The organism is Azospirillum agricola (genome assembly GCF_020005195.1).
GTDB lineage: Bacteria > Pseudomonadota > Alphaproteobacteria > Azospirillales > Azospirillaceae > Azospirillum > Azospirillum agricola.
Genome location: NZ_JAIFZR010000002.1, coordinates 1,099,013 through 1,117,001 on the forward strand (window position 1 = coordinate 1,099,013; position 17,989 = coordinate 1,117,001).

At 71.4% G+C, this 17,989-nt stretch carries 15 protein-coding genes; 2 read left to right on the plus strand and 13 right to left on the minus strand.

Annotated features, from left to right (window positions below; all coding sequences use genetic code 11):
* Positions 1 to 25 precede the first annotated feature (25 nt).
* Positions 26 to 1,315 carry an acetylornithine deacetylase/succinyl-diaminopimelate desuccinylase family protein gene (locus tag JN22_RS07760; RefSeq protein WP_085553330.1) on the plus strand — a complete coding sequence of 430 codons (1,290 nt, stop codon included), beginning with the start codon at positions 26 to 28 and terminating at the stop codon, positions 1,313 to 1,315.
* Positions 1,316 to 1,349: 34 nt separating this feature from the next.
* Here JN22_RS07760 and JN22_RS07765 read toward each other — a convergent pair whose 3' ends face one another.
* From JN22_RS07765 to JN22_RS07810, 10 genes are all read right to left on the minus strand, one after another.
* Positions 1,350 to 2,033 carry a response regulator gene (locus JN22_RS07765; protein ID WP_085553331.1) on the minus strand — a complete coding sequence of 228 codons (684 nt, stop codon included), beginning with the start codon at positions 2,031 to 2,033 and terminating at the stop codon, positions 1,350 to 1,352.
* 11 nt (positions 2,034 to 2,044) lie between these two features.
* A complete protein-coding gene (locus JN22_RS07770) occupies positions 2,045 to 4,822 on the minus strand; it encodes a sensor histidine kinase (protein WP_085553332.1) in 2,778 nt (925 codons plus the stop codon).
* A 106-nt stretch (positions 4,823 to 4,928) separates the two neighbouring features.
* Positions 4,929 to 5,537, minus strand: a complete 609-nt coding sequence (locus tag JN22_RS07775; protein WP_085553333.1) for a K(+)-transporting ATPase subunit C — start codon at positions 5,535 to 5,537, stop codon at positions 4,929 to 4,931.
* A gap of 14 nt (positions 5,538 to 5,551) precedes the next feature.
* Positions 5,552 to 7,693, minus strand: a complete 2,142-nt coding sequence (kdpB, locus tag JN22_RS07780; RefSeq protein ID WP_085553334.1) for a potassium-transporting ATPase subunit KdpB — start codon at positions 7,691 to 7,693, stop codon at positions 5,552 to 5,554.
* A 14-nt stretch (positions 7,694 to 7,707) separates the two neighbouring features.
* Positions 7,708 to 9,417, minus strand: a complete 1,710-nt coding sequence (gene kdpA / locus JN22_RS07785) for a potassium-transporting ATPase subunit KdpA (protein ID WP_085553335.1) — start codon at positions 9,415 to 9,417, stop codon at positions 7,708 to 7,710.
* 12 nt (positions 9,418 to 9,429) lie between these two features.
* Positions 9,430 to 9,519: a K(+)-transporting ATPase subunit F gene (locus JN22_RS07790; protein ID WP_085553336.1), complete on the minus strand. Its 90-nt coding sequence runs from the start codon at positions 9,517 to 9,519 to the stop codon at positions 9,430 to 9,432.
* Between the two features lie 376 nt (positions 9,520 to 9,895).
* The gene (locus JN22_RS07795) at positions 9,896 to 11,107 is read right to left on the minus strand and encodes an ABC transporter substrate-binding protein (protein WP_085553337.1); all 1,212 of its coding nucleotides are present in this window, start codon (positions 11,105 to 11,107) and stop codon (positions 9,896 to 9,898) included.
* Positions 11,108 to 11,169: 62 nt separating this feature from the next.
* Positions 11,170 to 11,949, minus strand: a complete 780-nt coding sequence (locus JN22_RS07800; protein ID WP_085553338.1) for a 3-hydroxybutyrate dehydrogenase — start codon at positions 11,947 to 11,949, stop codon at positions 11,170 to 11,172.
* A gap of 49 nt (positions 11,950 to 11,998) precedes the next feature.
* A complete protein-coding gene (locus JN22_RS07805) occupies positions 11,999 to 12,937 on the minus strand; it encodes a BKACE family enzyme (RefSeq protein ID WP_085553339.1) in 939 nt (312 codons plus the stop codon).
* A gap of 69 nt (positions 12,938 to 13,006) precedes the next feature.
* Complete coding sequence (locus tag JN22_RS07810) at positions 13,007 to 13,918, minus strand: 3-hydroxyacyl-CoA dehydrogenase family protein (protein WP_085553340.1); 912 nt, start codon at positions 13,916 to 13,918, stop codon at positions 13,007 to 13,009.
* Positions 13,919 to 14,157: 239 nt separating this feature from the next.
* On the opposite strand from JN22_RS07810, the gene JN22_RS07815 reads away from it, so the two are divergent.
* Positions 14,158 to 15,660 (plus strand): sigma-54 interaction domain-containing protein, encoded by a 1,503-nt coding sequence (locus tag JN22_RS07815; protein WP_085553341.1) that lies wholly within the window; start codon positions 14,158 to 14,160, stop codon positions 15,658 to 15,660.
* A gap of 12 nt (positions 15,661 to 15,672) precedes the next feature.
* On the opposite strand, the gene JN22_RS07820 is transcribed toward JN22_RS07815, so the two are convergent.
* Genes JN22_RS07820 through JN22_RS07830 form a run of 3 tightly spaced genes read right to left on the minus strand, consistent with a single transcriptional unit; the run spans position 15,673 to position 17,986 of the window.
* Complete coding sequence (locus JN22_RS07820) at positions 15,673 to 16,626, minus strand: phosphatidate cytidylyltransferase (RefSeq protein WP_085553342.1); 954 nt, start codon at positions 16,624 to 16,626, stop codon at positions 15,673 to 15,675.
* Positions 16,623 to 17,285, minus strand: a complete 663-nt coding sequence (locus tag JN22_RS07825) for a lysophospholipid acyltransferase family protein (protein ID WP_085553343.1) — start codon at positions 17,283 to 17,285, stop codon at positions 16,623 to 16,625. Before JN22_RS07825 ends, JN22_RS07820 begins: the two co-directional genes overlap by 4 nt.
* Positions 17,282 to 17,986 (minus strand): CDP-alcohol phosphatidyltransferase family protein, encoded by a 705-nt coding sequence (locus tag JN22_RS07830; protein WP_085553485.1) that lies wholly within the window; start codon positions 17,984 to 17,986, stop codon positions 17,282 to 17,284. The genes JN22_RS07825 and JN22_RS07830 overlap by 4 nt, the downstream gene beginning before the upstream one ends.
* Between the last annotated feature and the right edge of the window lie 3 nt (positions 17,987 to 17,989).

Sequence of the window (17,989 nt, forward strand, 5' to 3'; positions counted from 1 at the left end):
CGGGACCGATCGTTTGGGAGACGTCATGCCGCCCCGTACCCCTTCCGCCAGCACCGACGCCCTGTTCCGCCGCATCGAGGACCGCCGCGACGATCTGGTGGCGCTGACCCGCGACCTCATCCGCGTGCCCACCATCAACCCGCCGGGCGACGTCTACACCGACTGCGCCGAGCTGATCGGCCGGCGGCTCGCCGCGCGCGGATTCGCGGTGGAGTATGTGCGGGCGGTGGGTGCCGCCGGCGACAGCGACCGCTACCCGCGCACCAACGTCGTCGCCCGCATCGAGGGCGGGCGGCCCGGGCCCTGCGTGCATTTCAACGGCCACATCGACGTGGTGCCGCCCGGCCAGGGCTGGACGGTCGATCCCTTCGAGGGGGTGGTGCGCGACGGCCGGGTCTACGGGCGCGGCGCCTGCGACATGAAGGGCGGCATCGCCGCCTCCATCGTCGCGGTCGAGGCGCTGCTCGACGAGGGGCTGCTGCCGGCGGGAGCCATCGAGATCTCCGGGACGGTGGACGAGGAGTCCGGCGGCTTCGGCGGGGTCGGGCATCTGGCGACGCTCGGCTATTTCTCCAAGCCGCGCGTCGACCACGTCATCATCCCGGAGCCGCTGAACGTCGACCGCGTCTGCGTCGGCCATCGCGGCGTCTGGTGGGCGGAGATCGAGACCAGGGGACGCGTCGCCCACGGCTCCATGCCCTTCCTCGGCAACTGCGCGGTGCGCCACATGGGCGCCGTCCTGCACCGCATCGAGGAGGAGCTGATCCCCCGCCTCGCCGGCCGGCAGACCGCCATGCCGGTGGTGCCGGAGGGGGCGCGGCGATCGACCATCAACATCAACGCCATCCATGGCGGCCAGCGCGACGACCATGACGGGCTGCCGAGCCCGATGGTGCCCGACCGCTGCCGCATGGTGATCGACCGCCGCTATCTGATCGAGGAGGATCCCGACGCGGTGCGCGGCGAGATCGTCGCCATCCTGGAGGATCTGCGCGCCCGCCGTCCTGGCTTCGACTACGGCCTGCGCGAGGTGCTGGCCTTCCTGCCGACGATGACCGACGCCGACGCGCCGGTGGTGCGGGCGGTGGCCGGCGCCATCGAGACGGTGCTCGGCCGCCCGGCCGAACGGGTGGTGTCGCCCGGCACCTACGACCAGAAGCACGTCGTGCGGATCGGCCACCTGAAGGACTGCATCGCCTACGGCCCCGGCATCCTCGACCTTGCGCACCAGCCCGACGAGTATGTCGGCATCGACGACATGGAGCGCTCGGCCAAGGTGATGGCGCTGGCGACGCTGGAGCTGCTGCGCGGGTAGGGGCGGGATCCGTTGGAGCGGCCGGCCGGCGCTCTCAGTCCGGCGCGCGCAGGCGGTAGCCGACCCCGGTCTCGGTCAGGATGTGGTGGGGGCGCTCCGGATCGGGCTCGATCTTCTGGCGGAGCTGGCGGATGTAGATGCGCAGATACTGGACGTCGGTGTCGGCGCCCCAGACCTCCTTGAGGATGAAGCGGTGGGTCAGCACCTTGCCGGCGTGCGCCACCAGGAGGCGCAGCAGGTCGTACTCGCGCGGCGACAGCTTCACCTCCGCCCCTTGCACCGTCACGATCCGCCGCACCAGATCGACCGCCAGGGCGCCGCCGCGGAACAGCGGCCGCTCGCCCTGCCGTTGCAGCCGGTGGCGCAGGGCGGCGCGGATGCGCGCCAGCAGCTCGTCCATCCCGAAGGGCTTGGTCACGTAGTCGTCGGCGCCGAGGTCGAGCGCCTCGACCTTGCCGGCCTCGTCCGCCCGGCTCGACAGCACGATGACCGGCAGGGAGGCGCCGCCGTCGCGCAGCCGCCGGATCACCTCCAGCCCGTCGAGGCCGGGCAGCCCGAGGTCGAGGACCAGCACGTCGGGGGGCCTCCGCCGCACCTCCTCCAGCGCCGCGCCGCCGTCCGCGGCCTCGGCGACCTCGTAGCCCTGGGCGGTCAGGCTGGTGCGCAGGAAGCGCCGGATCGGCGGCTCGTCGTCGACGACCAGGACACGCAGCGGCATGCTTTCCGACCTCACGGCTCGATCTCCCCCTCCAGGCCCGACTCCAGCCCCGGCATCGCGGCGGCTTCGGGAAGGAGCAGCGTGAAGACGGCGCCCGCGCGGTCCGCGCGGTTGCCGGCGGTGACGCGTCCCCCCATCGCCTCGACGAAGCCCCGGCAGATCGACAGGCCGAGCCCGGTGCCGGCCCGCTGCCGGTCCTGGGCGTGGACACGGTAGAACTTGTCGAAGATGCGGTCGAGATCCTGTTCGGGAATCCCGTTCCCCGCGTCGAGCACCTCGATGCGCACGCGCCCCTCCCCCTCCCGCCGCGCCCGTACCGTGATCAGCGACCCGGCCGGGGCGTATTTGCCGGCGTTGTCCAGCAGGTTGAACAGCGCCTGCTCGAACAGCACGGCGTCGACCTCGACCATCGGCAGATCGGCGGCGAGATCGAGCGCCACCCGATGCCCGGCCAGGATGCGCCGCGCCCGCTCCAGCGCGCTGCCGACCAGCTCGGCGAGGTCGACCGCGCCGGTGCGCGGCCGGACCGCGCCGGATTCCAGCCGGGTCATGTCCAGCAGGTTGGCGATGAAGCGGTTCAGCCGCTCCGCCTCCTCCTGGATCGTCGCGGTCAGCTCCGCGCGGGCGGCCTCGTCCAGCATCGGGCCGTAGCTGTTGAGGCTGGTGGCCGAGCCGAGGATGGAGGCGAGCGGAGTCCGCAGATCGTGCGAGATCGAGGTCAGCAGCGCCGAGCGCAGCCGCTCGGTCTCCGCCGCCAGTTTCGCCCGGTCGACGGCCTCGGCCAGCGTCACCCGCTCGATCGCCAGGGCGGCCTGGTCGATCAGCGCGTCGAGCAGGCGGCGCTGGTCGGGGGTCAGGAGACCGCCGCCCTTCCCGCCGCCCTTTCCGCCCCCGGTGTCGATGCCGACGACGGCGACCGGGCCGCGCCCGGTGCGCATCGGCAGGAACAGCCATTGGGCGCCGGGCAGCGTGTCGGCGCCGCGCCCGGTCGCCCGGTTGTTCTCCCAGGCCCAGACCGCCGCCCCCAGATCGGCCTCCGCGAGGACGTCCTCCGGCGGGTAGCCGGCGCGCACCGCCAGACCGCCGCCCTCCTCCGGCAGCAGCAGCACGACATGCACCTTCAGCATCGCGGCGATCTGATAGGCGGTGGCCCACAGCAGATCGTCCATGGTGACGACGCCGGCCAGCTTGCGGCTGAACAGGTAGAGATCCTCCGTCGTCCTGGCGCGCGCCCGCGCCGTCACCGCCTGGGCGCGCACGCGGGCGGTCAGGTTGCTGGCGATGGCCGCCACCACCGCGAAGAAGAACAGCGCGACGATGTTCTCCGGATCGGAGACGTCGAGGGTGTAGAGCGGCGGCAGGAAGAAATAGTTGAAGGCCAGCACGCTGACGACGCTGGCGTAGAGCGACGGCCCCAGCCCGCCGGTGACGGCGCTCGCCAGCACGGCGGTGAGGAAGACCAGCGCCATGTTGTTCAGCGCCATCGCCCGTTGCAGCAGCTCGCCGGCCCCCAGCGCCGCCGCCACGTAGCCGGTGCTGGCGGCGTAGGGCCACCACGCGAAGGGGCGCCGCCGCGCCTCGGCGGTCCGGACGGTCCTGGGCGGAATCGGCCCGGCGGCGTCGCCGGCGATGACGTGGACGCTGATGTCGCCGGCCTTGCGGATCAGGCTGTGCGCCACCGACCCGCGCAGCCGCTCCGACCAGCGCGGGCGCTCCGATCTGGCGATGACGATGTGGGTGACGTTGTTGGCGAGCGCGTGCTCGATGACGGTGTCGGCGACGTCGCGTCCCGGCACCGTCACCGCCTCGCCGCCCAGCCGCTCGACCAGCCGCAGCGTGTCGGCGATGCGGTCGCGCTCGGCCTCGGTCAGGCGCAGCGCGCGGCTCGTCTCGACATGGATGGCGCCCCAGCGGGCGCGCAGCCGCTCGGCCTGCCGGCGGGCGTAGCGGACCAGCGCTGCGCCGGCGGCGTCCTCGTTGACGCAGACCAGCAGCCGTTCGCCGGCGGCCCAGGGGCCGGCGATGGCGTGCGCCTGCATGTGGGTGAGCAGCTGCTCGTCGACGCGCTCGGCGGTGCGGCGCAGGGCGAGTTCGCGCAGCGCCGTCAGGTTGCCGGGGGAGAAGTAATGGCGGATCGCCCGTTCCGCCGTGCGCGGGACGTAGATCTTGCCCTGTTGCAGGCGCTGGATCAGGTCGTCGGGGGCGATGTCGACGACCTCGATGTCGTCGGCGCGGTCGAGGATCGAATCGGGCACCGTCTCGCGCACGCGGACGCGGGTGATCTTGGCGACGACGTCGTTCAGGCTTTCGACATGCTGGATGTTCAGCGTGCTGTAGACGTCGATGCCGGCGGCCAGCAGCTCCTCGACGTCGAGGTAGCGCTTGGCGTGCCGGCTGCCGGGGGCGTTGGTGTGGGCCAGCTCGTCCACCAGGACGACCGCCGGCCGGCGGGCGAGGATGGCGTCGAGATCCATCTCGTCCAGCGCGTGGCCCTTGTGCTCGACGCGGCGGCGCGGGACGACCTCCAGCCCGGCGAGCAGCGCCCCGGTCTCGCGGCGCCCGTGGGTCTCGACCACGCCGACGACGATGTCGATGCCCTCGGCGGCCTTGGCGCGGGCGGTTTGCAGCATCTCGAAGGTCTTGCCGACGCCGGGGGCGGCGCCGAGGAAGATCTTGAGCCGGCCGCGCTCCTCCCGCGCCGCCTGACGCAGCAGGGCGTCCGGCGACGGCCGGCCGCCGCGCCGGTCGGGCCGGGGGACTGGGCGAGGGGCTGGGCGATCCTCGGTCATCGCGTCCTTCTCATCCGGTCCCTTCCATCGGTGCCGACATCGGACCTTTCCAATCCGGGACGCCGCCCCCTCTCCCCAGGGAGAGGGGGAGCCTCCCGTTGCCCTGCTACCGCCCCGGCGCGGCCTTGTCGAGCGCAAGGTTGAGCGCCAGGACGTTGACCGTCGGCTCGCCCAGGAAGCCCAGCGCGCGGGGCGCCGTGTTGGCGGCGACCAGGGCGCGCACCGCCGCCTCGGTCATGCCGCGCGCCCGCGCGACGCGCGGCACCTGGAAGTCGGCGGCGGCCGGCGACAGATCGGGATCCAGCCCGCTGGCCGAGGCCGTCACCAGCTCGACCGGCACCGGAACGCCGGGATTCTCCGCCCTCAGCCGTTCGGCCTCGGCCTGGACCCGCTCGGCCAGCGCCCTGGAGGTGGGGCCGAGGTTGGAGCCGCCGGAATTCGCGGCGTTGTAGGGCTGCGGCACGGTCCTCGACGGATCCGCCGGGTCGGGGCCGCCGGTCGCCGACGGGCGCGGCCGGAAGTAGCGCTCGCCCGTGAAGGGCTGGCCGATCAGTTCCGACCCGACCACGGCGCCGCCGCGCTCGATCAGGCTGCCCTTCGCCTGATGGGGGAAGACGGCTTGCGCGACGCCGGTGACGGCCAGCGGGTAGGCGAGGCCGGTGAGGACCGTCAGGGCGGCGGTCATGACCAGGGCCGGACGCAGTTCCTTCAGCATGATGATGCTTTCCCTCACACGAGACCGACGGCGGTGACGAGCAGGTCGATCGCCTTGATGCCGGCGAACGGCACCACCAGACCGCCCAGCCCGTAGATCAGCAGGTTGCGGCGCAGCAGGGACGCCGCCCCGACCGCGCGGTAGCGCACGCCGCGCAGCGCCAGCGGAATCAGCGCGACGATGACCAGCGCGTTGAAGATGATCGCCGACAGGATGGCGCTCTCCGGGCTCGCCAGCCCCATGACGTTCAGCGCGCCGAGCTGCGGGTAGAAGGCGAGGAACATCGCCGGGATGATGGCGAAATACTTCGCCACGTCGTTGGCGATGGAGAAGGTGGTCAGGGCGCCGCGCGTCATCAGCAGCTGCTTGCCGATCTCGACGATCTCGATCAGCTTGGTCGGGTCGCTGTCGAGGTCCACCATGTTGCCGGCCTCGCGCGCCGCCATGGTGCCGCTGTTCATCGCCACCCCGACGTCGGCCTGGGCGAGCGCGGGGGCGTCGTTGGTGCCGTCGCCGCACATGGCGACCAGCTTGCCACGGGCCTGCTCGTCGCGGATGAGCTGGAGCTTGGCCTCCGGCGTCGCCTGCGCCAGGAAATCGTCGACCCCGGCCTCGGCGGCGATGGCGGCGGCGGTCATCGGGTTGTCGCCGGTGATCATCACCGTGCGGATGCCCATCTGGCGCAGCGCCGCGAAGCGCTCGCGGATGCCGCCCTTCACGATGTCCTTCAGGTGGATGACGCCGAGAAGCCGGCCGTCCTGGGCGACCGCCAGCGGCGTGCCGCCGGCCTTGGCGACCCGCTCGGCGATGGCGAGCAGCTCGCGCTCGGCCGGGTCGGCGGCGGTCGCCGTCCGCGCCGCCGTCCCCCAGCCGGCGACGGCCAGCCGGCCGGTCTCCTGGCTTTGCGCCCGCACATGGGCCAGCACCGCGTCCACCGCGCCCTTGCGGATCACCGTCCCGTCGGTGTCGATGCCGCTGAGCCGGGTCTGGGCGGTGAAGGGGACGAAGCGCGCGTGCATCTCGGCCATGTCGCGGGCGCGGATGCCGTAGGTCTCCTTGGCCAGCACAACGATGGAGCGGCCCTCCGGCGTCTCGTCGGCCAGCGAGGCGAGCTGGGCGGAATCGGCGAGGTCGCGCTCGGTGACGCCGGCCAGCGGCAGGAACTCGGTCGCCTGACGGTTGCCGAGCGTGATGGTGCCGGTCTTGTCGAGCAGCAGCGTGTCGACGTCGCCCGCCGCCTCCACCGCGCGGCCCGACATGGCCAGCACGTTGAAGCGGACCAGCCGGTCCATGCCGGCGATGCCGATCGCCGACAGCAGCGCGCCGATGGTGGTCGGGATCAGCGTGACGAACAGCGCCACCAGCACCAGCACCCCGACCGAGCCGCCGGCGTAGGCCGCGAAGCTGGGGATGGTCGCCACCGCGATGACGAAGATGATCGTCATGCCGGCCAGCAGGATGTTCAGCGCGATCTCGTTCGGCGTCTTCTGGCGCCGGGCGCCCTCGACCAGGGAAATCATGCGGTCGAGGAAGGTCGAGCCGGGGGCCGCCGTGATCCGCACCTTGATGCGGTCGGAGATCACCTGGGTGCCGCCGGTGACGGCCGAGCGGTCGCCGCCGCTCTCGCGGATGACGGGCGCGGATTCGCCGGTGATGGCGGCCTCGTTGACCGAGGCGACGCCCTCCACCACCTCGCCGTCGGACGGGATGAGGTCGCCGGCCTCGACCAGCACCACGTCGCCCGGTTTCAGGCGGGTGGCGGGAACGAACTGGGCCACCGCGCCGTCGGGGCCGAGCAGGCGGGCGTTGGTCTCGGTCCTGCTCTTGCGCAGGCTGGCGGCCTGGGCCTTGCCGCGCCCCTCGGCCACCGCCTCGGCGAAGTTGGCGAACAGCAGGGTGAACCACAGCCACAGGACGATCTGCGCGCCGAAGCCGACGCTGCCGGCCCCGGTCGCCACGTCGCGCAGCAGCAGCAGGGTGGTCAGGGCGGCGACCGCCTCGACGCAGAACATCACCGGGTTGCGCGCCATCAGGCGCGGGTCGAGCTTGCGGAAGGACTGGCCCACCGCCGGGCCGAGGATGGCCGGGTCGAGCAGCGTGCCCGCCTGCGCCCGGCCGGCTTTCCCGGTTCCGGTTTTCTTAGCAATGGCTTCCATGGGAATGGTCCCGATCAGAAGAGGGTGCCGGCGGTCATCGCGAGATGCTCGACGATGGGGCCGAGGGCGAGCGCCGGGAAGAAGGTGAGGCCGCCGACGATCAGGATGACGCCGACCAGCAGCCCGACGAACAGCCCGTCGTGGGTGGGGAAGGTGCCGGCCGAGGCGGGGGCCCGCGTCTTGGCCGCCAGCGATCCGGCGATGGCCAGCATCGGCACGATCACCAGGAAGCGCCCGACCAGCATCCCGACGGCCAGCGTCAGGTTGTACCAGAGCGTGTTGGCGCTCAGCCCCGCGAAGGCGCTGCCGTTGTTGGCGGCGGCCGAGACGTAGGCGTAGAGCGCCTCCGAATAGCCGTGCGGTCCGGCGTTGGCCATCGAGGCGGCGCCGGTGTCGGTCGCGACCGCGACGGCGGTGAAGCCCAGCATCATCGCCGGCAGGCAGAGCACGGCGAGCATGGTCATCTTGACCTCCTTCGCCTCCAGCTTCTTGCCGAGATACTCGGGCGTGCGGCCGACCATCAGCCCGGCGACGAAGAGCGCTATGATGGCGAACAGCAGCATCCCGTAGAGGCCGGCGCCGACGCCGCCGACGATGATCTCGCCCAGCATCATGTTGACCATCGGCACCATGCCGCCCAGCGGCATGAAGCTGTCGTGCATGGCGTTGACCGCGCCGCAGGAGGCCGCCGTGGTCACCACCGCGAACAGCGCCGAGGCGGCGACGCCGAAGCGGGTTTCCTTGCCCTCCATGTTGCCGGCGGCGGTGTCGACGCCGAAGGCGGCCAGGGCGGGGTTGCCCTGGGCCTCGGCCCAGTAGCAGACGGCGATGCCGGTGGCGAACAGCAGGCCCATCGCGGCGAGGATCGCCCAGCCCTGGCGCTCGTCGCCGACCATGCGGCCGAAGACGTTGGTCAGGCCGGCGCCGATGGCGAAGATCGCCAGCGTCTGCACGAGGTTGGTCAGCGCGTTCGGATTCTCGAAGGGATGCGCCGAGTTGGCGTTGAAGAAGCCGCCGCCGTTGGTGCCCAGCATCTTGATCGCCTCCTGCGAGGCGACGGGACCGAGGGCGATGGTCTGCCGCGCCCCTTCCAGCGTGGTGGCGTCCACGGCGCCGGCCAGCGTCTGCGGCACGCCCTGCCAGACCAGGAACAGCGCGATCGGGAGCGCCAGCGGCAGCAGGACGTGGAGGGTGGCGCGGGTCAGGTCGACCCAGAAATTGCCGACCGTGCGGGCGGACGCGCGGGCGAAGCCGCGCACCAGCGCCATGGCGAGCGCGATGCCGGTGGCGGCGGAGACGAAGTTCTGCACCGTCAGCCCGGCCATCTGCACGAGATGGCCCATCGTGCTCTCGCCGCCGTAGCTCTGCCAGTTGGTGTTGGTGGCGAAGCTGGCGGCGGTGTTGAAGGCGAGGTCGGCGGGCACCGCCGCCATGCCCTGCGGGTTCAGCGGCAGCACCGCCTGGACCCGTTGCAGGGCGTAGAGCAGCAGCATCCCGGCCGCGCTGAACAGCAGCATGGAGACGGCGTAGGTCGTCCAATGCTGCTCGGCCCTGGCGTCGACGCCGGCCAGACGGTAGAGGCCGCGCTCGACCGGGCCGAGCAGGGGCGAGAGGAACGTGCGCTCGCCGTTGAAGGTCTTGGTCATGAAGCCGCCGAGCGGGCGCGCCATGGCGGCCACCAGCGCGATGAAGACGAGGATCTGAATCCAGCCGTTGACGGTCATCGGGGTCCCTCCTCAGAACCGTTCGGGGCGGATCAGGGCGTAGACCAGATAGGCCAGCAGGCCGGCGGTCACGAGACCGGCCAGCGCGTAGTCGAGGATCATGGCCGTCTCCTCACAGCCGGTCGCAGGCGTGGACATAGGCGATCGACCCGGCGAAGAAGCCGGCGGTCAGCGCCAGGACGAGGATGTCGAGCATGGTTCGTCTCCGGTATGCGCGTTCCCACGCGGTCGCGCGCGGAATCGCGAGGCAGGCCGGACCGGCCCCCGCGCCCCGTGGTCACGGAGCGGGAGATCGGTCCGGCCCGCCGACGATGCGCCGGAGGTGCGTATAGATTCGAGGAGGGGCGGAAGGCCGCCAGCGTATAAATGTCATATACGCGGCGGGTGGAAGGCTTTGGGGATCAAGGGTTTGTCCGGGGCCGTCCGGAGAGGTCCGAAGCGGCCCCTCCGGCGGTCCCGGACGGGAGGCGCCCGGCGGTCACTTCACGAGGGGGCAGCCGCTGTCCTTGGGGGCGATGTAGGCCTGGTCGCCGGGGACCGTCTTGAGGATCTTGAAATAGTCCCAGGCGCTCCTGGTTTCCGCGGGCGTCTTCACCTGCGCCAGATACATGTTGTTGAAGACCCGGCCGTTGCCGGCGATCCGGACGTCCTTCATCATCATGTCGTTGACGGGCGTGGCGCGCATCCTGGCGGCCACCGTGTCGGCGGCGTCGGTGCCGGCCTCCTGCACGGCCTTGAGGTAATGCTTGACCGACGAATAGACGCCGGCCTGGTTCATCGACGGCTTGCGGCCGGTCCGTTCCTCGAACCTCTTCGCCCAGGCGCGGGTGTCGTCGGTCATGTCCCAGTAGAAGGAGTTCGCCAGCATCAGCCCCTGCGCGGTTTCCAGGCCGAGCGCGTGGACGTCGTTGATGTTCAGCAGCAGCCCCGCCAGCGTCTGGCCGCCCTGCGGAATGCCGAATTCGGCGGCCTGCTTGACGGCGTTGATGGTGTCGCCGCCCGCGTTGGCGAAGGCGACGACCTCGGCCCCCGACGCCTGCGCCTGCAACAGGTAGGACGAGAAGTCGGACGCGCCCAGCGGATGGCGCACGCTGCCCTTGATGGTGCCGCCGAGCTGCTTGACGGTGTTGGCCGCCTCGGCTTCCAGCGAATGGCCGAAGGCGTAGTCGGCGGTGACGAAGAACCAGCTCTTCCGCCCCTGCTCGACCAGCGCGCGGGCGGTGGCGGAGGCCACGGCGTGGTTGTCCCAGGTCCAGTGGAAGCCGTAGGGGCTGCACTCCTTGCCGGTCAGGTCGGTCGAGCCGGGGCCGGACATCAGGAAGAGGCGCTTCTTGTCGCGGGTGATGACCTGGACGGCGAGCGCCGCGGCCGAGTTCGGCACGTCGGCGACGACGTCGACCTTCTCGGTGTCGATCCACTGGCGCGCCAGATTGGCGGCGACGTCCGCCTTGTTCTGGTGGTCGCCGACGATGATCTCGATCTTCGTGCCGTTGATGGCGTTGCCGAACTCCTCGGCGGCCATCCGCGCGGCGATGGCCGAGCCCTCGCCGTTGATGTCGGCGTAGATGCCGGAACGGTCGGACAGCATGCCGATCTTGACGACGCCGTCCGACATCTGCGCCTGGGCGGCCAGCGGGGACAGGGCGGCGATCGACAGGGCGGCGGTGCCGGCGAGCAGAAGATTGCGCATGGTTTCACTCCCTGGGGATGTTGGTTCTTGATGCCTGAAAGGCCGCCGTTGCGGCCGGCGCGTCAATGCGTGGTGTAGCCGCCGTCCACGGGCAGGGCGGTGCCGGTGACCGAGGCGGCGGCGTCGGAGCACAGGAAGGCGATGGCGGCGGCGACCTCGTCGGGCGGGATCAGCCGGCCGGTCGGCATCTTGCCGAGGAACACCGCCTTGAGCACCTGGTCTTCCGGCAGGCCGGTGACCTGGGCCTGCTGGGCGATCTGCTTCTCGATGATCGGGGTCAGCACCGTGCCGGGGCACACCGCGTTGCAGGTGATGCCGTGCTCGGCCACCTCCAGCGCCACCGCCTTGGTCAGGCCGATGATGCCGTGCTTGGCCGCGACGTAGGCCGGCTTGTGCGGGGCGCCGACCATGCCCAGCACCGAGGCGGTGTTGACGATGCGGCCCCAGCGCCGCTCGCGCATCGCCGGAAGCGCCGCCTTGATGGCGTGGAAGGCGGCGCTGAGGTTGACCGCCAGCAGCAGATCCCACTTGTCCTCGGGAAACTCGTGCAGCGCCGCGACGTGCTGGACCCCGGCGTTGTTCACCAGGATGTCGATCGGCCCCAGCGCCTCGGCCGCCCGCGCCATCATGGCGCGCACCGCGTCGGGCCGGCTGAGGTCGGCGTCCGAATAGACGATGGTCGTGCCGCTGCGCGCCGCGATCCCGGCGCAGGTCGCCTCGATCTCCGCGCGGTCGCCGAAGCCGTTCAGCATCACATGGCAGCCGCGTTCCGCCAGCGCGCGGGCGGTCGCCAGACCGATGCCGCTGGTCGAGCCGGTGACGACGGCGTTTCTGTTCCGCATCTCTTTTTGTCCCTCGAAGGTTTTTGAAAGCCCGTGTCCGCCGCGCGGCTCAGAACCCGACCTGATCGGCGCCCTTGAGGGCGAGCATGGCGCGCGCCTCGGCCGGGGTGGCGACCTCCAGCGACAGCTCCTCCAGGATGCGGCGGATCTTCGCCACCTGCTCGGCGCTGTTCCTGGCGAGCCGGCCACGGGCGAGATACAGGCTGTCCTCCAACCCGACCCGGACGTTGCCGCCCATGACGGCGGCCATGGTGGTGAAGGGGATCTGGTGGCGGCCGGCGGCCAGCACCGACCAGGCGTAGTCGCCGCCGAACAGGCGGTCGGCGGTCTCGCGCATGAAGGCGAGGTTGCGCTCCTCCGCGCCGATGCCGCCGAGGATCCCGAAGATGGTCTGGACGAACAGCGGCGGCTTCACCAGCCCGCGGTCGAGGAAATGCGCGAGGTTGTAGAGGTGCCCGACGTCGTAGCACTCGAACTCGAACCGGGTGCCGCAGCCCTGGCCCAGATGCTCCAGGATGTAGGCGATGTCGCGGAAGGTGTTGCGGAAGATGAAATCGTCGGTGCCGCGCAGATAGGGCTCCTCCCAGTCGTGCTTCCAGTCCTTGTAGCGGTCGGCCAGCGGGAAGATGCCGAAATTCATCGAGCCCATGTTGAGCGAGCACATCTCCGGCCTGGCCAGGAGGGGGGCGGCGAGGCGCTCCCGCACCGTCATGTCGAGCGAGCCGCCGGTGGTGATGTTGAGCACCGCGTCGGTGGACTGCTTGAGGCGGGGCAGGAACTCCATGAAGACCGCCGGGTCGGGGGTCGGCTGCCCGGTGCGGGGATCGCGGGCGTGCAGGTGCAGGATCGCAGCCCCGGCCTCGGCGGCGCCGAGCCCCTGCTCGACGATCTCGTCCGGCGTGACCGGCAGCGCGTCGGACATGGTCGGGGTGTGGATCGATCCGGTCAGCGCGCAGCTGATGATGACTTTCTTCGCGGGTGCGGCCATGCGAGGCCCTCCTGTGTGTCCGGCGCGAGAGGCCGTGGAAGAGTGGGGATGCGGGCGCGGTCGTGGCGTTCAGCCGTGCCCGGTCGCGTCGAAGCGTTGAAGATGGGCGGCCAGCCGGCTGTGGACCTCGGCCCGCTGCGCCTCGGTCCAGTTCCGGAACCCGCCGCCGGCCTTCATGCCGAGCCGTCCCGACGCGACCAGCTCGCGCAGCAGGGGCGAGGGGCCGGGCCGGCGGTCGAGATCCGGCAGGACATGCTCATGCACGGCCAGCGTCAGGTCGGTGCCGACGAGGTCGGCGTTCTCCAGCGGCCCGAGCACGGCGAGGCGGCGGCCGAAGCTGGCCTTGACCACGGCGTCGACCGTCGCGGCGTCGCAGACGCCGGTCTCGACCAGCGCGATCGCCTCGCGCCACAGCGCGTGCTGAAGGCGGTTGCCGATGAAGCCGGGGACGTCCTTGCGGACATGCACCGGCGTCTTGCCGATGGCGGTCAGCAGGCCGATCATCGCGGCCACCGCCGCGTCGGCGGTGTCCGCCGTCTGGATGACCTCGACGAGCGGGATCAGGTGGGGCGGATTCCACCAATGGGCGCCCAGCGCGCGGGACTTGTCGCGCAGCGGCTCCATGATCCGGGTTATCGGGATCACCGAGGTGTTGCTGGCGAGCAGCGCGTGGGGCGGGGCGGCGGCCTCGACCGCCGCGAAGATCCGTTGCTTGAGCGCCAGATCCTCCGGCACCGCCTCGATGACGACGTCGGCCTGCCCGACGGCCTCCTCCAGCGCCGCGCAGGGCCGGATGCGGTCGGCGGCGGCGGCGTCCTGGCCAAGCTCCCGCAGGTTGCGGCGGACATGGTCGAGGATTTCGGCCCGGCGGGCGGGATCGGGTTCCTGGATGTCGACGCGGTGGCCGGCGGCGGCGAAGGCCTGGGCGATCCCGTGCCCCATCAGCCCGGCGCCGATGATGCCGATGCGCTGCTGTGTCATGCCCGGCGCGTTTCCTTCCCTCTGGTGGAGCGGACGGCGGATCAAGGGCCGTTTGGCTGACCGTCCGTCTCGCAAGTCTTCCGGGGAACGGATTAGCAAGAGCCGCGCCACATTTCGGATGCGTGCGTTTTCAACGGATTGTGCGGAGAGCGGAAAATCGGCGCTGGCGGTCTGTGCCGGATTTTGACAGTATATGTTCAGAATATTGACAAGAATGACCGGGAGAGGGGGAAACGGCCATGCCGACGGGTCCGGACGAGCGGTTCGCCGCCGCGCGCGCGCTGATGGTGATGATAGACGAAATGATCGAGGGCGCCATCCTGGTCGACCGGGAGGCCCGCATCGTCTGGTCCAACGACAAGCATGTCTGGTTCGACAGCCGGCTGATGGCGTCGCTGGGGCTGCGGTCGGTGGCGGACATGGTGGGCCAGCCGGTCGAGCGGGTCATCCCGCACAGCCGGATGCGCGAGGTGGTGGACAGCGGCCGCTCCCTGCCGCTCGACATCATGCGCTACGGGGAGCACACGCTGCTGGTCAGCCGCCTGCCCCTGCGCGACGAGCGGGGCGAGGTCATCGGCGCCCTGGCCTTCGCGCTGAAGAACAGCCTGACCTACCTGCGGCCGATCGCCGACCGCTTCAACAAGCTGCAATCGCGCCTCGCCCGCGTCGAGCAGGAGCTTGCCGCCAGCCGGGCGTCGAAGCACACCGTCGAGAGCCTGATCGGCTTCAGCCCCCCGATGCTGGAGGTGAAGCGGCTGGTGCGCCGGGCGGGCCAGATCGGCTCGACGGTGCTGCTGCTGGGCGAGACGGGCACCGGCAAGGAGCTGGTGGCGCACGCGATCCACGCGGCGTCGGACCGGGTGGACCGTCCCTTCGTCGGCGTCAACGTCGCGGCCATCCCGGAAAATCTGCTGGAGGCGGAGTTCTTCGGCGTCGCCCCCGGCGCCTACACCGGCGCCGGCCGCCAGCCGCGCCCCGGCAAGTTCGAGCTGGCGGACGGCGGCACGCTGTTCCTGGACGAGATCGGCGACATGCCGCTGCCCTTGCAGGCCAAGCTGCTGCGCGCGTTGCAGGAGCGCGAGGTCGAGCCGCTGGGATCCAACCGCATCGTCAGGGTCGATGTCCGCATCATCGCCGCGACCAGCCGGGCGCTGCCGGAGATGGTGCGGGCCGGCGCCTTCCGGCCCGACCTCTACTACCGGCTGAACGTCTTTCCAATCCAGCTTCCGGCGCTGCGCGACCGCAAGGAGGATCTGGAGATCCTCGCCTCCCTGTTTTCGGAGAGGACGGCGGTCAGCCTCGACCAGCCGATGCGCGACCTGACGCCCCCGGCGCTCGACCGGCTGCGCGGGTACGACTGGCCCGGCAACGTGCGCGAACTCGCCAACATCCTCGAACAGCTCTATGTGCGGACCGAGGGGGACCGCATCACGGCCGAGGATCTCGCGGGCATCCTGCCCGGAGCCGCCGCTCCCAGCGCCGTCCTTCCGGGCGCCATCCTTCCGGGCGGCGTGCCGTCTTCCCCCGCCTGGCTCCCTTCCGCCCCGCCCCCTCCCGCCTCGCCGGACCGCAAGCGCCCGCTCGCCGAGGCGGTCGACGAGCTGGAGCGTTCCCTCATCCTCGCCGCGCTCGACGAGGCGCGGGGCAACAAGCTGGAGGCGGCGCGGAACCTCGGCCTGTCGCGGACCAACCTCTACGCGAAGCTGCGCAAGCACGGGCTCATGCCGGACGCGGAGGGCTGACGCCGCCGGCCGTCAGGTGAACCAGTAGCGGGTGAGGTGGAAGAACAGCGGCGCCGAGAAGACCACGGAATCGAGGCGGTCGAGGATCCCGCCATGCCCCTCGATCATGGTGCCCCAATCCTTGACGCCGAGGTCGCGCTTCATCGCCGACAGGACGAAGCCGCCGAAGAAGCCGGCCGTCACGATGGCCAGCGACATCCCCGCCGCCTGAAGCGGCGAGAAGGGCGTGATGACGTGCAGCCCGGTGCCGACGGCGACGGCGGTCAGCCCGCCGCCCAGCAGCCCCTCCACCGTCTTGGACGGGCTGATGCCGGGCGACAGGCGGGTGCGCCCCCACAGCTTGCCGAAGACGTACTGGAAGACGTCGCTCAGTTGCGCCACCGTCATCAGGTACAGCAGCAGCAGGGCCGCGGGCAGTTCGTAACCGGGGATGTCCAGCCACAGCAGGGCCGGCGCGTGGCTGAGGCAGTAGACCGCCACCATCACCCCCCATTGCGCCTTGGCGGTGCGGGTGAGGAAGTCGGACGGATCGGCGCCCAGCACCGCCAGCGAGGGCAGCGCCATGAACACGTAGACCGGGATGAAGATCGAGAACAGCCCGTACCAGCCGAAGCCGATCAGCCAGTATTGCAGCGGCACGACCACGAAGAAGGACAGGAACAGCCCGAGATGGTCGCCGCGCCGCGTCGGCGTCAGGGTGATGAACTCGCGCAGCGCCAGATAGGAGAGCAGGGCGAACAGCACCAGCGTCACCGTGCCGCCCAGCAGCATGGCCGCCGCGAACAGCGCCACCATCACCCACCAGGACCGGATGCGGGCGTTCAGGTTGCGCACCGTGTCCCGCCCGGCCGGGCTTCGCACCCGGTGGGCCAGGACGGCGCCGATCAGCGTGGCGACGGTCAGCAGCCCCAGGGCCGCGCCCGCCAGCCAGAGAAAGAGCGGTTGGAACAGCGGTTCGGCGGTCATTGGGCGGTCCGTTGGCTGGAGTCGTGTCGGGACGGGGACGGGGAGGGAGAGGGGTGCGACAGGGCGACCAGCGCGTCGCGCGCCCGCTCCAGGAAGGCGGCCTTGCCCTCGCCGTCGAGGGGTGGCGGCAGCGGCGCGCCGAAGCGCATGGTGCAGATCAGCGGCACCGGCAGCGGCATCCCCTTGGGCATCACGCGGTTCAGGTTCTCGATGAAGACGGGCACCAGCTCGGCCCCCGGCACCCGGCGGGCGAGGTGGTAGAGGCCGCTCTTGAACGGCTGCACGGCGCCGTCGCCGCGCGTCCCCTCGGGGAAGAGGATCAGCGAGCGCCCGTCCTCCAGCACTCCCGCCATGGCGTCCATCACCTCGGCCGTCGCCTTGCCGGTGCGGTCGACCAGCAGCGCGTTCAGGCAGCCGACCGCCACGCTCCGCCGCAGGGCGGACCCGCCCCAGTAATCGAGCGCCGCCACCGGGTGCGTCCGCGCCCGCAGCTCGCGCGGCAGCGCCGCCATCATCACCAGCGTGTCGAGGTGGCTGCTGTGGTTGGCGAAGTAGATGCGCGGCACGTCGGCGGGGGCGCAGCCCTCCCAGCTCGCGCGGGCGCCGACCAGCAGGCGGGTGAGGCCCAGCAGGGCCGGACGGAGAAGGGGGATCATCATGACCGGGCCTCCAGCCCCTGATTGTCCAGACCTTGATTGTCCAAGCGGCGGGCGATGCCGGCGGTGCGGGTCGCGGCGGTCAGCAGGCTTCCGGCCAGGATGACCCAGCCGGCGGCGAGCAGGCTGAAGCGGGTTCCCCACAGGGCGTGCTCGGCCGCCTGGGCCAGCAGGGCCACGGTGAGGGCGGCCATGCGGCGCTGCTTGGCCATCACCCCGCCGAAATCCTGCGCCAGCCCCAGCGCCCCGCCGAAGACCCGGACATAGGCGGTCAGCATCGCCGCCAGCGCCGCCGCCCAGCCGAGCCAGGGGAGGCCGACGGCGTAGCCCAGCGGCACCAGGAAGGCGGTGTCGGCGAAGCGGTCGGGGATCTCGTTGTAGAGCGCGCCGACGCGCGACCCCTTGCCGCCCTCCACCGCGACCATGCCGTCGAGCAGGTTGCAGATCAGGCGAAGCTGGACGCAGAGCGCGGCGCCGATCCAGGCGGCGATCCCGCCATGCAGCAGCAGCGCCCCGCCGATCGCGGCCCAGACGACGGAGACCACGGAGATCTGGTTGGGCGTCACCGGCGTCGTGCTCAGCCACGCCGCCAGCCGCCGCGCCCAGCGGGCCTGGCGGGTGGCGATGGGGCGGCGGTCGGCGGCCGGGGCGGCGGCGGATGCGTCGGGTGCGGCGGGTGTGGCGGGTGTGGCGGGGTCCATCATGGG